The sequence below is a fragment of the Microbacterium mitrae genome (genome assembly GCF_008017445.1).
Taxonomy (GTDB): domain Bacteria; phylum Actinomycetota; class Actinomycetes; order Actinomycetales; family Microbacteriaceae; genus Microbacterium; species Microbacterium mitrae.
The window spans coordinates 320,352-334,322 of sequence record NZ_VRSW01000001.1 but is presented as its reverse complement, the minus strand read 5'-3'; the positions used below and the strand labels follow the sequence as shown (position 1 = coordinate 334,322).

The 13,971-nt window shown below is 63.0% G+C and carries 10 protein-coding genes, 2 tRNA genes and 2 pseudogenes; 9 read left to right on the top strand and 5 right to left on the bottom strand.

Annotated features, from left to right (window positions below):
* Positions 1-5: 5 nt before the first annotated feature.
* Positions 6-284, bottom strand: a pseudogene (locus tag FVP60_RS13180) (winged helix-turn-helix domain-containing protein); the annotation flags it as partial.
* On the opposite strand from FVP60_RS13180, the gene FVP60_RS01545 reads away from it, so the two are divergent.
* On the top strand, positions 183-1,172 hold the full coding sequence (locus FVP60_RS01545; RefSeq protein ID WP_147824512.1) for a malate dehydrogenase: 990 nt from the start codon (positions 183-185) through the stop codon (positions 1,170-1,172). The pseudogene FVP60_RS13180 and the gene FVP60_RS01545 overlap by 102 nt on opposite strands.
* A gap of 73 nt (positions 1,173-1,245) precedes the next feature.
* On the opposite strand, the gene FVP60_RS01540 is transcribed toward FVP60_RS01545, so the two are convergent.
* Positions 1,246-3,795 (bottom strand): MMPL family transporter, encoded by a 2,550-nt coding sequence (locus FVP60_RS01540; RefSeq protein WP_147824511.1) that lies wholly within the window; start codon positions 3,793-3,795, stop codon positions 1,246-1,248.
* Positions 3,796-3,862: 67 nt separating this feature from the next.
* Between FVP60_RS01540 and FVP60_RS01535 the strand changes: the two genes are divergently transcribed.
* Positions 3,863-4,522, top strand: coding sequence for a TetR/AcrR family transcriptional regulator (locus tag FVP60_RS01535; RefSeq protein ID WP_187240526.1), 660 nt, complete (start codon positions 3,863-3,865; stop codon positions 4,520-4,522).
* A 346-nt stretch (positions 4,523-4,868) separates the two neighbouring features.
* On the opposite strand, the gene FVP60_RS01530 is transcribed toward FVP60_RS01535, so the two are convergent.
* Positions 4,869-4,939 (bottom strand) — tRNA-Gly (locus FVP60_RS01530).
* A gap of 201 nt (positions 4,940-5,140) precedes the next feature.
* Here FVP60_RS01530 and FVP60_RS01525 point away from each other — a divergent pair.
* From FVP60_RS01525 to FVP60_RS01490, 7 genes and pseudogenes are all read left to right on the top strand, one after another.
* Positions 5,141-5,217: transfer RNA gene (locus FVP60_RS01525), tRNA-Pro, on the top strand.
* Positions 5,218-5,282: 65 nt separating this feature from the next.
* Positions 5,283-6,734 (top strand): trigger factor, encoded by a 1,452-nt coding sequence (gene tig, locus FVP60_RS01520; protein ID WP_147824509.1) that lies wholly within the window; start codon positions 5,283-5,285, stop codon positions 6,732-6,734.
* Positions 6,735-6,930: 196 nt separating this feature from the next.
* Positions 6,931-7,328 (top strand): annotated as a pseudogene (locus tag FVP60_RS01515) (tetratricopeptide repeat protein).
* Between the two features lie 42 nt (positions 7,329-7,370).
* Positions 7,371-7,955, top strand: a complete 585-nt coding sequence (locus FVP60_RS01505; protein WP_147824507.1) for an ATP-dependent Clp protease proteolytic subunit — start codon at positions 7,371-7,373, stop codon at positions 7,953-7,955.
* A gap of 26 nt (positions 7,956-7,981) precedes the next feature.
* Positions 7,982-8,647 carry an ATP-dependent Clp protease proteolytic subunit gene (locus FVP60_RS01500; protein ID WP_147824506.1) on the top strand — a complete coding sequence of 222 codons (666 nt, stop codon included), beginning with the start codon at positions 7,982-7,984 and terminating at the stop codon, positions 8,645-8,647.
* Positions 8,648-8,778: 131 nt separating this feature from the next.
* Positions 8,779-10,047 (top strand): ATP-dependent Clp protease ATP-binding subunit ClpX, encoded by a 1,269-nt coding sequence (clpX, locus tag FVP60_RS01495; protein WP_147824505.1) that lies wholly within the window; start codon positions 8,779-8,781, stop codon positions 10,045-10,047.
* Between the two features lie 3 nt (positions 10,048-10,050).
* On the top strand, positions 10,051-11,259 hold the full coding sequence (locus tag FVP60_RS01490) for a benzoate/H(+) symporter BenE family transporter (protein ID WP_147824504.1): 1,209 nt from the start codon (positions 10,051-10,053) through the stop codon (positions 11,257-11,259).
* Here FVP60_RS01490 and FVP60_RS01485 read toward each other — a convergent pair.
* Positions 11,249-11,746, bottom strand: coding sequence for a GyrI-like domain-containing protein (locus tag FVP60_RS01485; protein ID WP_147824503.1), 498 nt, complete (start codon positions 11,744-11,746; stop codon positions 11,249-11,251). The two genes, FVP60_RS01490 and FVP60_RS01485, sit on opposite strands and share 11 nt — an antisense overlap.
* A gap of 63 nt (positions 11,747-11,809) precedes the next feature.
* Entirely contained in the window at positions 11,810-13,858 is a 2,049-nt protein-coding gene (locus FVP60_RS01480) for a M3 family metallopeptidase (RefSeq protein ID WP_147824502.1), read from the bottom strand.
* Positions 13,859-13,971 lie beyond the last annotated feature (113 nt).

Below are 13,971 nucleotides of genomic sequence, written 5' to 3'. Positions count from 1 at the left end.
GCTGGCCGACCGCGACTTGTTTCAATGAGCCCCTCGGCCTTGAGCGCGGCAAGGGCATTGCGGATAGGGCCACGCGAGGTTTGCCACTTTTCGGCGAGCTCAGCCTCCGTGGGAATGGCGTCACCCGGGCCGAGTGCACCACGGGCGATGCGTTGTCGGCCATGCTGGGTTAGCGTATTGGCATGACCAACGCCCAGATTCCCACCATCGCCGTCACCGGCGCCGCCGGCCAGATTGGTTACAGCCTCCTCTTTCGGATCGCCGCTGGCGGCATTCTCCGTCATCGACCGTTTCGCCTTCGGCTGTTGGAGGTGGAACCGGCGCTCAAGGCGCTGGAGGGCGTGGTGATGGAGCTGCAGGATGGTGCCTTCCCGCTGTTGGCCGGCATCGACATCGGTTCTGACCCGCGCGAGATGTTTGACGGCGTGAACTTGGCACTGCTCGTCGGCGCGCGCCCGCGGGGCCCCGGGATGGAACGCGCCGACCTGTTGCAAGCAAACGGCGCGATCTTCACCGCGCAGGGGCGGGCCCTGGGGGAGGCGGCCGCCGATGACGTGCGCGTTATCGTGACCGGAAACCCTGCCAACACCAATGCGCTGATCGCGCAACGCAACGCTCCAGACATCCCCGCAGACCGGTTTTCGGCGCTGACGCGGCTTGACCACAATCGCGCGATCGCCCAGGTTGCGCTCAAGACCGGTGCCGCGGTGAGCGAGATCTCACGGGTGAGTATCTGGGGCAATCACTCTGCATCGCAATACCCCGATCTTGCGCATGCGCTCGTCGACGGGCGGCCAGCGCTGGAAGTTATCGACGATGACGCGTGGGTTGAGCACAACTTCATCCCGACGGTGGCGCAGCGCGGCGCCGCTATCATTCAGGCGCGGGGATCGTCATCGGCGGCCTCTGCCGCATCGGCAACGGTCGATGCCGCACGCGACCTGCTGCATGGTTCCGCCCCCGGTGACTGGGTGTCGATGGCCGTGCCATCAGACGGCTCGTACGGCGTCAGAGAGGGACTCGTTTCGTCGTTTCCGGTGACCACCAGCGACGGAAACGCCTACATCGTGCCAGACCTTGAGCTCAGTGATTTCGCTCGTCGCCGCATTGACGCATCTGTCGCCGAGTTGCAAGACGAGTATGACGCCGTGTCAGCGCTCGGGTTGATTTAGCGCGGGCATATTCCGCGCCCGCAGGCAAAAACCGCCGCCCCTCTCAGTCAGAAGGGCGGCGGTTTTTGCACTGCTAGACCCGCGCGGGCTCGCGATCGTCGTCGCGCGAGGCGTCGGACTCGGGCGATTGCTGCACGTGCACAACCGGGTGCGCACGCTCAAGCGACGCACCCTCCACGTCGACATCTGGCAGCAGGCGGTCCAGCCAACGCGGCAGCCACCATGCCGACTTACCGAGTACGGTCATTACCGCGGGCACCAGCACCATGCGCACCACAAAAGCGTCAAACAGCACGCCGATCGCCAAACCGAAACCGAGCGGGCGAATCATGGTGAGGTGGCTGAAGATGAAGCCACCAAACACCGCGATCATGATGATGGCGGCCGCCGTCACCACGGCGCGGCCATTGCGAACTCCGGCCACCACGGCCTCGCGCGCCGGCGTGCCGTGCACGTACGCCTCACGCATGCCCGACACCAGGAACAGCTGGTAGTCCATGGCGAGCCCAAACAACACACCCATCAGGATGATCGGCGCGAAGCTCAGGACGGGTCCGGGGGAGTGCACGTCGAAAATCTCCGAAAGCCAGCCCCACTGGTAGATCGCGGTCACCGCACCGAGCGCCGCGAACAGGGAAAGCACGTAGCCGGCGGTGGCGATGATCGGAACCAGGATCGAGCGGAAGACGAGAACCATGATGATCAAAGACAGGCCGATGACCACCAGCAGGTAGATCGGAAGCGCGTCTTGAAGCTTCTCAGACACGTCAATGTTGCCGGTTGCCTGGCCCGCCACGCCGAGAGCTGCGTCTTCGTTGAGGTCGAGCCCGCGCAGGGCGTGAACAAGCGCCTCCGTGGTTTCACTGCTCGGGCCATCGGTCGGAACCACCTGGAAGGCGAAGACCGTGCTGTCGTCTGAGACGGCGATGGGGGCAACGGCTGCGACGCCATCCTGCTCGCTCAGCTGCGTGCCAACGGCGGCCTGCGTTGCCAACTGGTCGGCCTCTGCCACCGCATCATCGAATGTCGCAACCACCAGTAGCGTGCCGTTCTGGCCGGGGCCAAATTCTTCGGCGACCGTGGTGTATGCCCGGTAGGGCGTGGAATCAACCGGCTCCGAGGAGCCATCGGGCAGGCCGAGTCGCATGGACATCGCCGGGATGGCGATGACCAGTAGCGCGGCGATCGCGACCGCGGCAGCCAAGATCGATCGGCCAACCTTCATGGCCTTCAGCGGGCGACCGGCAGCCGAAACCGCGCCAATCTGAGCGCGTTGGCGCCGTGGCAGCGCCCGCAGCTTCATGAGCCCGAGGAGGGCAGGGGTGAAGGTGATCGAGACCAACACGGCAATCGCTACGCACGCGGCGCCGACGATGCCCATCACTCCCAAGAACGGAATTCCGGTCACGAGCAACGCGACGAGCGCAACGATCACCGTGGTTCCTGCGAACACCACCGCGTTACCCGCGGTGCCGTTGGCCAGGCCGATGGATTCGCTCACATCGATGCCCTGAAGCAGCTGACGCCGGTGCCGATTGAGAATGAACAGCGAGTAGTCAATACCGACGGCCAAGCCCAGCATGACGCCGAGCACCGGGGTGACGGATGCCATGTCGACCACGCCCGAGAACGCCAGAGACCCGGCAACGCCAACGCCAACACCGACGAGGGAGCTCAGAAGCGGTGTGACGGCGGGAAGGAACGCGCGCATCATGATGATGAGCACGAGGGCCGCGATCAGCACGCCCACGATCTCGCCAACGCCGATCAGGCCGTCAATGCTGACCGTGATGGTGGCGGAGTAGTCAAGGCTCACGCCGGCAATCGAGGCCGCATCGAGGGTTTCGCGCACCTCGGCCTTGACGGTGTCGGGGAGTGTGTAGACCATCTCGTCAAACTGAATGCCGCCGATTGCGGTTGAACCGGTGTCTGAGACCATCGAAAGTTCGGCGCTCAGGTCAACGAGAGTCTGCCCGTTGGTGACCGTGTCTTGCTGGGTCGCAAGCTCCGCGGTTCCGCTCTCCCACTGCGCGCGGCCCGCGTCAATCTTGCTCTGCTCTTCGTCCAGCGCCGTGAGCTGAGCGTCAAATACTGGCTTTGCGGCATCGTATGTGCCATCGGCCTGCGCCGCCGCAATGGCGCCGTCGATCTGCGCGCGGCCCGCATCGAGCTGCTGTTGGCCCGCATCGAGCTGGGCGCGAGACGTCTCAAGCTGCGTGGTCGCGGCGTCGATTTGGGTTTGCCCGTCGGCGAGCGCGGCGGCCTGCTCATCACGAAGCTGCTCAACGGCGAACGGGTTGGTGACTCCGGCAACGCCGGAGATAGCGGAAACATCGTCTAGCAGCGCCGCGATGTCGGCTTCTTGGGCCTCCGTGAACGCCGAGCCGTCGTCGGTTGCAAAGACCACCGTCGCCGATGCGCCCGTCAGCTCGGGGAAGGTGTCGGCGAGTTGGTCGCTGACGCGCTCGGTTTCTGTGTTGGGGATGGAGAAGCTGGTGGCGAGAGCGCCGCCGAAGGCGAGGAACGCGCCGCCGGCGAGGCCAAGCACAACGAGCCAGCCGACGATGACAGTCCAGGCGCGGCGCGCACTGAAACGCCCGAGTCGATAGAGCAGTTCCGCCATGAGTAATCCTTCGAAAGAGTGGACAACGCGGGTGCCACATCGAACCCACCATGAGACTATCCAACAGATGTCGGAAAACTCGATGGTTGCCGACATCATGCGGCAAACTCCCGGTTTCGGAGCCCCGTCTGCCAAGATCGGGTGCATGGATCCCCGCATAGCTCGCAGTCGCGCCGTGTTGCACGAGGCCGTCATTGCGTTGGCGGGGGAGCGCGCGCTTGATGAGATCACCGTCGCAGACATCACCGCCCGCGCCGGGGTCAACCGATCTACCTTCTATCAGCACTTCTCTGACAAGGGTGAATTGCTCGCCGATGCTCTCGAGGCTGCCGCCGATGCGGCTACCGGGTCGCTGCGTGAAATGGATCAGGCAGATCCGAATGATCCAATGCCGCCCGCCCTGCTCACCTATTTGGAGCACATTCGCGATCACGCCGAGTTGTATCGTCGGGTGCTTGGCGATCACGGGTCGGGTGTCGTTGCCTCGCAACTGCGCGGTCATATTGGTGCGCTCGCCATCGATGTGGTGCGCCGGGTCGTGCCGGAGGGTGCTTTCACCGTGCCGACCGATGTGGTTGGTGAGGCGTTTGGTGGCACCGCCCTTGGTGTTGTCACCGCGTGGCTTCGTCATGATCCGCTGCCCGATGTTGACACCGCAGCCGACTGGCTGTGGTCGATGGTGACCGCATCGTTTGTCGCGAGCCCTCCGCCTCAGCCGCTCCCATAACGGTCCCCGCTCCCGCAGCCGCACTGTTGACGTTCCGGTGTCGTTCCGATTTCCGCTTCAGCGAGCGTCGCGACCTCATTTTGTCGTCACTTTTGGTTCCGCGGGCCCGAATCGTGCAATTTCCGACGACAGAATGACTTTCTGCCTGCAAAATGTGCGTCGCGGAACCACGGAGGCGGCGGAACCGCGGAGGGGGCGCAACCAGGGAGGGGGCGGAACCAGGGGTTGGCGCGGGTGACACGCCCGGGCCATCCCATTGCTGGCAGATGCCGCCGAAAAACGCTTCCGCGGCCGATGGCGCGGGCAGAAACAGGAAATCCCCCGGGTTGCCGGGGGATTTTTGCTGAGGGGCTGACGAGAATCGAACTCGCATCATCTGTTTGGAAGACAGAGGCTTTACCACTAAGCTACAGCCCCGAAGCGCGGAAACATGCGGTTTTAAGCCTGTTTCGCGTTCGGTGTTCATTGGATTGAACGTGTCTACACTAGCGGATAATTTCGAGTGCTCAGGACGCTTTGACCAAATTTCGGTCGTTCGCGTGTTGCCGCGGCGCGGAAGTGCATTTACTTCGGCTAGACTTTCTGGGGTCGTTTCCGTGCGTATCAGCGCAATAGTTCCGGGGCGTAGCTCAGCTTGGTAGAGCGCCCGCTTTGGGAGCGGGAGGTCGCAGGTTCAACTCCTGTCGCCCCGACCAACGACCATCCAGAATCTTCACCCGCACCTGTGTGCGTGAAGAACCAATAAGGAGAACGAACAAGCATGGTGAACAGCACCGTCGAGAAGCTGAGCCCCACGCGGGTCAAGCTGCGCATCACGGTCACGCCGGAGGAGCTCAAGCCCTCCGTTGCACACGCGTACGAGCACATCGCTCAGGACATTCAGATCCCTGGCTTCCGCAAGGGCAAGGTTCCGGCACCGATCATCGACCAGCGTGTCGGTCGCGGCGCTGTCATCGAGCACGCTGTCAACGAGGGCCTTGACGGTTTCTACCGCCAGGCTGTGAACGACAACGAGCTGCGCGTTCTGGGTCGCCCGTCGGCAGACATCATCGAGTGGCCGTCGGAGAAGGACTTCTCTGGCGACGTCGTCGTTGAGGTTGAGGTTGACGTTCGTCCGGAGTTCGAACTCCCCGCGCTCGCCGACATCAAGGTTGTTGTTGACGCCGTTGCCGTTGACGAGAACGCTGTTGACGAAGAGCTTGACCGCCTGCGCGGCCGCTTTGGCACGCTCGTGACGGTTGACCGCGCCGCCAAGAAGGGCGACTTCGTCGAGCTCAACCTGGTTGCTGCGATCGACGGCAACGAGATCGACCGCGCCGAGGGCGTGTCGTACGAGGTTGGCTCGGGCGAGCTGCTCGAAGGAACCGACGAGGCTGTTGAGACGCTGACCGCTGGTGAAGACACCACGTTCCGCTCGAAGCTGGTCGGTGGCGAGCACGCTGGCGAAGAGGCCGAGGTTGCTGTGACGGTTGTTGCCGTCAAGGAGCGCGAGCTTCCGGCTGCCGATGACGACTTCGCTCAGATGGCTTCGGAGTTCGACACCATCGCCGAGCTGCGCGACAGCCTGCAGGCGCGCGTTGCCGAGCAAGGCGTCTTCACGCAGGGTGCTGCCGCTCGCGACAAGCTCATCGAGGCTCTCCTCGAAAAGGTGGAGATTCCGGTTCCGCCGGCCCTCATCGAAGACGAGGTGCACGCACACCTAGAAGGTGAGAACCGTCTCGAAGACGACGCGCACCGCGCCGAGGTTACCGAAGCGAGCGAGAAGCAGTTCCGCACGCAGATGGTGCTCGACGCCGTTGCCGAAGACGCCAACGTTCAGGTTGGTCAGGAAGAGCTCACGCAGTACCTGATTCAGTCGGCTGGCCAGTACGGCATGGCTCCCCAGGAGTTCGCCGACATCCTGCAGCAGAACGGTCAGATTCCTGCCCTCGTCGCCGAGGTCGCCCGTAACAAGGCGCTCGCGATTGCGCTTGGCAAGGTCACCGTTGTTGACACCGACGGCAAGGCTGTTGACCTGAGCGGCTTCGCTGCTGTTGAGGACGGCGCTGACGAGGCCGCTGAGGCTGAGGCTGAGAAGCCCGCGAAGAAGGCTGCTGCAAAGAAGCCTGCCGCGAAGAAGCCGGCTGCTAAGAAGGACGAGGCGGCTGACGCTGAGGCCAAGCCTGCGAAGAAGCCCGCTGCAAAGAAGGCTCCCGCCAAGAAGGCAGAGTAATCATTCAGCGAAGGGCCGACGATCACGTATCGTCGGCCCTTCGTCTATCTACCGGGAGGTCGAGCGGAACATGGTGGCCGATAACTGGAACGATCAGATTGCCGCGGTATGGGAGGACGATGCGCTCTCAGACGAAGAGCGCATCCGTGTGATCGATGCACTGGCGGCAACACTGCCGTTCAATGATCCGCGCGGACTGTTCGAGCGCGGCGGCGCGCGTGATGCTGCCGGTCTCGAGCACGATGCCATTCCGCTGTACCTGGCTGCCCTACGCGGCGGCCTGGGGGAGTATGAGCGCGCCCAGGCCGTCATTCAGCTCCGAGCTCCTACCGCAACATCGGAAGTTCGGCAGAAGCGGTACGGCTGCTGGAGACGGAACTCGCCAATCCGGCGGCAACTCTGCGGCCAGAAACCGCCGTGTTTCTTGCACTCTCGTATGCGTCGGCAGGTACTCCAGAGCGCGGTTTGGCGCTGCTCATGCGCACCATGGCGCCGACGCTCACGATGTATCAGCGCTCGGTGAATGCGTACGCCGATCATCTCGATGCGACAGGTGATATGCCGACGGCGAACACGGGCGAGACGGGCCCGTGACGCCGGTAGATTCGAATCACCATCAAGGAATTGGGAGCACTCATGGCTGAACCCCTCATGGCGACCAGCGTCTTCGACCGGCTGCTGAAGGACCGCATCATCTGGCTCGGATCCGAAGTTCGCGACGACAACGCAAACGAGATCTGCGCCAAGATCCTGCTTCTTGCTGCGGAAGACCCGCAGAAGGACATTTTTCTCTACATCAACTCGCCCGGTGGTTCCATCACCGCAGGCATGGCGATCTACGACACGATGCAGTTCGTTCCGAACGACATCGTCACCGTCGGCATCGGCATGGCGGCTTCTATGGGGCAGCTGCTGCTGACGAGCGGAACCAAGGGCAAGCGGTACATCACCCCGAACGCACGTGTGTTGCTGCACCAGCCGCACGGTGGCTTCGGCGGTACCGCAAGCGACATCCAGACCCAGGCCGCGCTCATTCTCGACATGAAGAAGCGTCTCGCCGAGATCACCGCAGGCCAAACCGGCAAGAGCGTTGAGCAGATCAACGCCGATGGTGACCGCGACCGCTGGTTCACGGCGGAAGAAGCACTCGAGTACGGCTTCGTCGACCACATCCGCGAGCACGCGACCGATGTGGCTGGCGGCGGCGGTACCGAGAAGTAACGGCAGAAAGACGAAGGAATCGAGTAATGAACACTCCCTCATACGGTGGCTCATCTGGCCTGCAGATGCCGTCGAGCCGCTACATCCTGCCCCAGTTTGAAGAGCGCACGGCCTATGGCTACAAGCGTCAAGACCCGTACAACAAGCTGTTCGAAGACCGCGTGATCTTCCTCGGCGTGCAGGTTGACGACGCTTCGGCTGACGACGTTATGGCGCAGCTGCTGGTGCTGGAAAGCCAAGACACCGACCGCGACATCACGATGTACATCAACTCACCCGGTGGCTCGTTCACCGCGATGACGGCGATCTACGACACGATGCAGTACGTCGCACCCGACATTCAGACCGTGGTTCTGGGTCAGGCAGCATCGGCCGCCTCCGTTCTGCTTGCCGGCGGCACGCCTGGCAAGCGTCTGGCACTGCCGAACGCGCGCATTCTGATGCACCAGCCTGCTGTTGGCGAGTCTGGTCACGGCCAGGCGTCTGACATCGAGATTCAGGCAGCCGAGATCATGCGCATGCGTGTCTGGCTGGAAGAGACGATGGCAAAGCACACCAACCGCTCGGTTGAGCAGGTGCACAAGGACATCGATCGCGACAAGATCCTCTCGGCACACGAGGCGCTGGAGTACGGCCTGGTTGACCAGGTGCTCACCACGCGCAAGCGCAAGCCACAGGCGCTCACCGCTTAATCACCACCCTTCGATGGCCCCGAGATTGCTTCTCGGGGCCATCGTCATTTCGACGCAATACGAGCGAATATCCGACCCGATGTCGGTTGTAGCGTTTAGGCTCAAAGAGTCAGCAAACGAAGGAGAAGTCGATGACACGTCTCGGTGAGAGCGCCGATCTGTTTAAGTGCTCCTTCTGTGGCAAGAGTCAGAAGCAGGTGCAGCAGCTGATTGCTGGCCCCGGCGTCTACATCTGTGATGAGTGCATCGAGCTGTGCAACGAAATCGTCGAAGAGCGCATGGCGGAGGCCTCGAACGGTGAGGTTGTTGAGTTTGACCTGCCGAAGCCGCGAGAGATCTTCTCCTTCCTTGAGGAGTACGTCGTCGGGCAAGAGCAGGCCAAGCGCGCTCTGGCGGTCGCCGTCTACAACCACTACAAGCGCGTGCGGGCACGCGGAACCTTGCAGGCGGCAGAAGAGCGGGCTGACGACATCGAGATTGCCAAGAGCAATATCTTGATGATCGGTCCGACGGGCTGCGGCAAGACGTATCTCGCCCAGACGCTCGCCAAGCGACTCAACGTTCCGTTCGCCGTTGCCGATGCCACCTCGCTCACCGAGGCGGGCTACGTCGGTGAAGACGTTGAGAATATTTTGCTGAAGCTGTTGCAGGCGGCAGACTACGACGTCAAGCGCGCCGAGACCGGCATCATTTACATCGACGAGATCGACAAGATCGCACGCAAGGCGGAGAACCCCTCGATCACGCGCGATGTATCGGGCGAGGGCGTGCAGCAGGCGTTGCTCAAGATTCTCGAAGGCACGGTCGCGTCCGTTCCGCCCCAGGGCGGTCGCAAGCACCCCCACCAAGAGTTCATCCAGATCGATACGACCAACGTGCTGTTCATTGTGGCCGGCGCGTTCGCCGGGCTCGAAGATATCGTGTCATCGCGCGTCGGCAAGCATGGCGTCGGTTTTGGCGCACCGCTGCACCACAAGGGTGAAGACCTTGATCTGTTCTCCGAGGTGCTACCAGAAGACCTGCACCGGTTCGGTTTGATCCCGGAGTTCATCGGGCGCCTTCCGGTCGTGGCCTCGGTGTCGCCGCTCGATCAGCGTGCCCTGATGGAGATTCTCACCGTGCCGCGAAACGCGCTGGTCAAGCAGTATCAGCGCATGTTTGAACTTGATGGCGTGACCCTCGAATTTGATGAAGAAGCGCTGTTGGCGGTTGCCGACCTTGCCGTTAACCGCAAGACGGGTGCCCGCGGGCTCCGCGCGATTCTCGAAGACGTGCTCGGGCCGATCATGTTTGAGATTCCCTCGGCAGACAACGTGCAGAAGGTCATCGTGACACGCGCGGCCGTCGTTGACGGCGATGCGCCGACGCTCGTCATGAAGCAAAAGCGCAAGAGCGCGTAGTCGGTGGCCACAAAGCCCGAGGCAACGAAGCCTTCCGTGCTCGCGCCCGTTCTCGCCGGAACCAGTGGTGCGTTGGCGGGGTTTGCCTCCTCGTTTGCAATCGTGATGGCTGGTGCCGTCGCGGTCGGTGCGACCGCCGGACAGGCCGCCTCCGGGTTGCTTGTGGTGAGCCTGGTGCAGGGGCTGGTCGCCATCGGGCTCTCCTTCACGACGCGATGGCCAATTTCCATCGCCTGGTCGACCCCTGGTGCCGCGGTTCTCGTCGGAGCGAGCGCCATCACCCAAGACTTTGCGACCGCGATCGCAGCCTTCATCGTCGTCGGAGCCATGATTGCGCTCACCGGTTTCTGGCCGTGGCTCTCGCGAGTGATGACCAGCATCCCGGCGCCCATTGGTTCCGCAATGCTTGCCGGCATCCTGCTGCCGATCTGCCTGGCTCCGGTGCACGCGTCGATGGCGTATCCGGCGCTCGCCCTGCCGCCGATCCTGCTGTGGCTTGTGCTTTCTCGGTTCGCGCCGCGGTGGGCGGTATCGGCCGCCGTGTTGCTCACCGTCGTGTTGGTCGTGATCAATGCCGGGCCAACGTGGTCGCAAAACGCCAAGCTTGCGCCCCACGTTGAGCTGATCGCGCCGTCATTCCATGACCCGCTCGCGATCATTTCGCTCGCGATTCCGATGTACGTGGTGACGATGGCGGGTCAGAATATCCCCGGCTTTACGGTGCTTCACACGTATGGGTATGCCCCAGCGCCCGCCCGCAAGATTCTGATCTCAACGGGCCTGGCGAGCGCCGTATCGGCCCCATTCGGCGCGCAGACGGTCAATCTCTCGGCCCTTTCTGCGGCGATCATGGTGGGGGACGAACACACGCCTCGCGATCGCCGTTGGGTGGCAACCGCCACCGGTGGTGTGGTTTACATTCTGCTGGGGTTGGGCGCGAGTGTCGCCGGCGCGTTAATCGCCGCAAGCCCCGCCGTGCTTATCGAGTCGGTCGCGGGCCTCGCGTTGCTGGGAGCCCTGATCACCGCGGTCATGAGCGCTCTGGAAGATCCGCGCGCGCGGATAGTAGCGATCGGAACCTTCATCGTCGTCGCGTCAGGAATGACGGCGTTTGGCTTTGGTTCTGCCGTCTGGGGTCTGTTGGTTGGCACCATCATGTGGCTGGTCTTCGTGACCAGCGTGAGAAAGCCTGCCCCGCCCGCTAACCCTTGAGCGGCAGGATGAGGTCGGTGCGGAGCTCGTCAGGATTAGTCGCGCTCGGATCGCTCACATACGCCTCGATCCAGATGCCACGAGGCTCTGCCGCCACCCCCGCCATCAGCGTTTGCCACGTCGTAGACATTGACTCGTAGCCGCCGACGTGGCTGAGCACCGCGACGGGTCCGGCGGGGAGCGCTGAGGCGTGGATTCTGCCGGCGGGGGAGTCGATCGCCGAGGTCGGCGCGCCCATCGCGGGAAATCCGACTTCGACATCGAACCGACCCTGCGGATCGCCGTGGTAGACGGCGTAAGCCGGGCCGACCGCAACAAACTGTCCGGCGGCAAGAGCACGGCCGAGCGCGCCAAACGAGCCGTCGAAGATGATGGGAAGATCGGCCACGGTGACGTCATCGTGGCGGATCACGACGAGCAGTTCGGCCTCCAGCATCTCGGTCGTGACGTCGCGATAGGGCGCCTGGGGCAATGGGGGAATAGACATCGACTTCTCCTTGAATGTGCGAATCGTGCTGGGGTGCGAGCGCCAGCGCTCGCACCCCACATGTCAGGTGTCGAGCCCGCGTCGCTTCAACAGCGGCGCGATCTCGGCGTCGCGGCCACGGAAGTCACGGTACGCCTCCAGCGGGTCTTTGGAACCCCCAACGCCGAGCAGCCGCTGACGGAACCGGTCACCGTTTGCGCGAGTGAGGCCACCCGACTCCTTGAACCACTCCACCGTGTCGGCGTCAAGCACTTCGCTCCAAATGTAGGAGTAGTACCCGGCGCTGTAACCGCCCGAAAACACGTGTGCGAAGTAGGTGGACGCGTACCGCGGCGGAACAACCGCGTTGTCGAGCCCGATGTCAGCAAGTGCCGCTGCTTGGAAGGCGGCGACGTCGGTGATCGCGGCGGCCTCTGCGGCAGACAGCGAGTGCCACGCCTGATCGAGCCACGCTGCCGCCAGGTACTCACTGGTCGCGAACCCCTGGTTGAAGGTCTCCGACTCCTGCATGCGTGCCACAACGCCCGCATCGAGCGGTTCGCCGGTGTCAATATGGCGGGCGTAGTTGTTCAACACCTCGGGCCACATGATCCACATTTCATTGACCTGACTGGGAAATTCGACGAAGTCGCGGAACACGTTGGTTCCGGCGAAGTGGGGGTAGGTCACGACGGCGAAGAGGCCGTGGAGGGCATGACCAAACTCGTGGAACAGCGTGTTGACCTCATCCAGGGTCAGCATCGTCGGACCCGATGCGGGCTTTGGCACGTTCAGATTGTTCACGACAACGGGTTTCGTGCCCCGCAGCCGAGACTGCGAAACCAGGGGATTCATCCAGGCGCCACCGCGCTTGGTATCGCGGGTATAGAGGTCGAGCACGAAAAGCCCCAGCGCGGAACCATCGGCATTGAACACTTCAAAGGTGCGCGCATCGGGGTGGTAGGTCGGCAGGTCGGCGCGTTCGGCGAAAGTGATGCCGTAGAGCTGCGTTGCGGCGAAGAACACGCCATCCTGCAGCACCCGCTCCGCTTCAAACCACGGGCGTAGGGCCGCGGTGTCAACGTCGTATTTCTCAGCGCGAACCTTCTCTGTGTAATACGCCCAGTCGTGCGCCTGCAGCTCAAATGGTTCCGCTTCGTTCGCGTCGATCAGCTGCTGCAACGCTTGCTGCTCTGCGCGCGCATTGCGCGCGGCCGGTGCGGCAAGCTCACGCAAGCGGGTGTGAACGGCCTCTGGCGAGCCGGCAGTCTCGTCAGAGGTGATGTACGCGGCGTGTGAGGCATAGCCAAGCAGCTCGGCGCGCTCGGCGCGAAGCCGTGCGATCTCTAGCAACACGTCGGTGTTCGTGTTCACGCCCGTGGTGGCACGAGCGCGCGAGGCCGCCATCACTGTTTCTCGCGTCGCCCGATTGGTGAGCGAGGAAAGAAGTGGGTGACCGGTAAAGAGGGGGAGGGAGAGGAGGTAGCCCTCTTCGCCGCGGTCTGCGGCTGCGGCTCGGGCCGCGTCGAGCTCGCCACTATTGACGCCATCGAGCGCGGTCGCATCGGTGAAGTGCGGCGCGAGGGCGTTCGTGTCGGCGAGCAGATTCTTCTCAAACGTTGTCGTGAGTGAGGCCAGTCGCGTGTTCAAACCCTTGAGGCGATCTTTGGCGTCGTCGCCAAGGCCAGCGCCAGCGTGCGTCATTTCGGCATAGCGACGCTCGATGAGGTAGCGCTGTTCCGGGGTGTAGTCGTGCTCATCGCGTGACTCCCAAATTGAACGCACGCGAGCGTAGAGCGCAGAATCCAGAATGATCGCGTCGCCGTGAGCCGTGTACAGCGGCGCCAACTCTTCTTCGATCGCTTGAATGTCGGTCGTTCCGTCAGCCGAGCTCACCGTATAGAACGCATGCGCAACGTCTTCGAGGTGCGCGCCGGTGCGCTCCCACGCTTCGAGCGTGTTTTCAAACGTTGGTGCCGAACGCACCCGGGTGATCGCATTGATCTGCTGCCGCTGTTCGGCAAAAGCCGCCTGAAACGCCGGAACGTAGTGTTCGGGCTTGATCGCCGCGTAGTCGGGGATGCCATAGGGGAGCGTCGACGGAGTCAGAAGCGGGTTGTCGGTAGCTGTCATGGCGAAAGCTTATCGAGCGCGCCGCTCGCCTTCAGGGCGACATGCAAAGAGAATGTTGCAAACAAAGCATTGCAAAGAAATGCTTGCAAAAGTTTCTTTGCAAGTTTACGATG